General features: G+C 42.1%; 3 protein-coding genes. 2 read left to right on the forward strand and 1 reads right to left on the reverse strand.

Annotation, left to right across the window (positions count from 1 at the left end; genetic code table 11):
* Positions 1–153 precede the first annotated feature (153 nt).
* Positions 154–708: a hypothetical protein gene (locus AC5JMF_RS01605; RefSeq protein ID WP_495793972.1), complete on the reverse strand. Its 555-nt coding sequence runs from the start codon at positions 706–708 to the stop codon at positions 154–156.
* A gap of 25 nt (positions 709–733) precedes the next feature.
* Here AC5JMF_RS01605 and AC5JMF_RS01610 point away from each other — a divergent pair, with 25 nt between their 5' ends.
* Positions 734–1,054 carry a hypothetical protein gene (locus AC5JMF_RS01610; protein WP_495793973.1) on the forward strand — a complete coding sequence of 107 codons (321 nt, stop codon included), beginning with the start codon at positions 734–736 and terminating at the stop codon, positions 1,052–1,054.
* A gap of 733 nt (positions 1,055–1,787) precedes the next feature.
* Positions 1,788–1,952 (forward strand): hypothetical protein, encoded by a 165-nt coding sequence (locus AC5JMF_RS01615; RefSeq protein ID WP_495793974.1) that lies wholly within the window; start codon positions 1,788–1,790, stop codon positions 1,950–1,952.
* Positions 1,953–2,166 lie beyond the last annotated feature (214 nt).

The following is a 2,166-nucleotide window of genomic DNA, read 5'->3' on the forward strand; positions in this document are numbered from 1 at the left end:
CCAAACAACTCTGCGGTATATGCACTGACATTCCTAAAAGCTTCCTTGGCCCGATGCTGCGTAGGTATACTGCATCTCCATGCTTAAAACCTAGTGCTGCTAGGTGTTGCTCTATTTGATTGCGATCCAGGGTGGTATTTTTGTTCAACATGATTAATACCTCCGGTCGCTGTTGTTAGAACACAGCGCCAAATCTTCGGCTTGATGGCGTGTCGAAATAGTGCTAGTTGATGTTGGGGAATTGTGAATTGCTACTTCTTCACTACTCCACCTCTTCCATCTGTCTTCTTTTTTCTCTACAAAAAGAATGTTGGTGCTGAAATCTGATTGAGTTGACAACACTATGCCAAATGTGTGTGTTGTGTCTGGAGTAATCAGCAGTAACAGATTTGCAACAGGGTCTAGCTTTTGTATCTCTTGGGTTAACTGATATCGCTTTGTTAAGATTTGTCCGTAATCATTTAGGTTACATGCAATTACCGCGATCGCCGCCTCTGACAAGTGCAGTACCCTGTTGTGATGCCAGAACCAACTTGTTTTCGGAGATATCGTCGCTCTTTTTAAGACGTTTTGAAAACGAGTTTCTCTGAAGGAGTTAATAATCCAATTTTCTTGGGCATCGGAGCTATGGTGTGGGGTACTTGGTATACGGACTACACCTGAAAGCTTCACTTCACATTTTTCAATTTGGCATTCTTGATTTATCACCTAATTTACCTCTAAAGCTTAGTTCGTGAGCTTCAGAGGAGGATACGCGCCTGCGATTCCTGGCTATGAAATTCTTGGGTTTACGAGTGAGCAGATTGTTGCACGTGGTTATCGCTCTGTTACTCAATGGCAGAAGGTGTTTGGCTCGTTCCCCACAAATCTCCCCGGCTTGCTTCATCATGGTTCCTTGAATGTCGGCGGTAGTGGTATCTTATGTCCAGTGCGCGACCAAAATGGTTTAATCGTTGCCTTGCGATTACGCCTCGATAATGGGGAACAGGGAAGATACCGTTGGCTGACCTCTGCTACTAAGAAGAATCCCAATGGGGCTACACCTAGGCTGTAAACTTTGTACTCTTTTGCCCATAAGGGTTCATGCAGAAAGTGTGTTGACTATTTTTGTGGAAAAACGGCTGTTCCAGCCGTTTTTCCACAAACAAAAAAGAACACGAATAATTTTCCGCAAAATCGCCTAAAAACCAACAAAGTCAACAGCCTAGGCTACACCTCACCTTGATGGGGAGTTACCACTAGCTGTGTATGAGCCAGAATTTGATTCAAAAGTAGCAGCGTAGTATCCCATTGTGATGAATTAAAAGCGATCGCACTTGCCAATGTCTTTACGAAAGCCTCATCCCTTCAGTGCGATCGCTTCTCACATCTTATTCACATATCCACATAACCTCAAGAGCTTACTGAAAATTTCTGATTAGAGGATGTTTGAAAAGTTTTGAAGGGTCAAATTTTAGGCTAATCGCCTTACCATAATACGGATCATGGCAAGATAGACAAAAGTCTCCGATGTTTCGGGTAATAACTCATAGTCATAGAAATTGTTGAGTGTAGTTGAGCAGGAATACGGGAAAGATAACTCCCTCAACGCTTAATGCACACATTGGGCTACATCAGGTATTTGACGATTTGTACTTTTGTAAAAATTTCATAGAAAGTTGCGTAAAACTATCAGCTTCAAACTGTGAAATTACATAGTTTCTTTGTCTATTTAGTTTTTCGATTTTTTGGAGGGAAAGAAAATGAAGAAGTTAACCAGTTTGATGATTGTCGGGGCAATATTGTCGATGAGGGCGCCAGCATTGGCCGAAAGTCGTGCGGTTAATATCAGTATTGGCAGTATTGGTGGTGCATTAGATAATGCTGCTTTGCGAACAGTTCGCCAAGTTATCGGGTTTGCGGTCGGTACTGGCACTGTCGATAAATTCATTTGTATTGAAGTGTTTAAATGACTCATATCTGCACTAATTACCGGAAATGGCAAGAATTATCCGCAGGCTACTACTAGTTTTGGAATCAGGTTGATCGCCTTTGTTTGGACTAGTATTAACTTTAGTTGTGCGTGAATACATTGTGAACAATCTTACCAATATTTGTGCTGCCTAGAACACATACAGCAGATTGCAGGTAGATAGAGTACACTAAAGGCACTTTGCATCAACCGGG

The sequence above is a fragment of the Desmonostoc vinosum genome (genome assembly GCF_059505385.1).

Coding starts and splice junctions, on each gene's coding strand:
- AC5JMF_RS01615 (WP_495793974.1), top strand. CDS start 1,788: ATGAGGGCGCCAGCATTGGCCGAAAGTCGTGCGGTTAATATCAGTATT.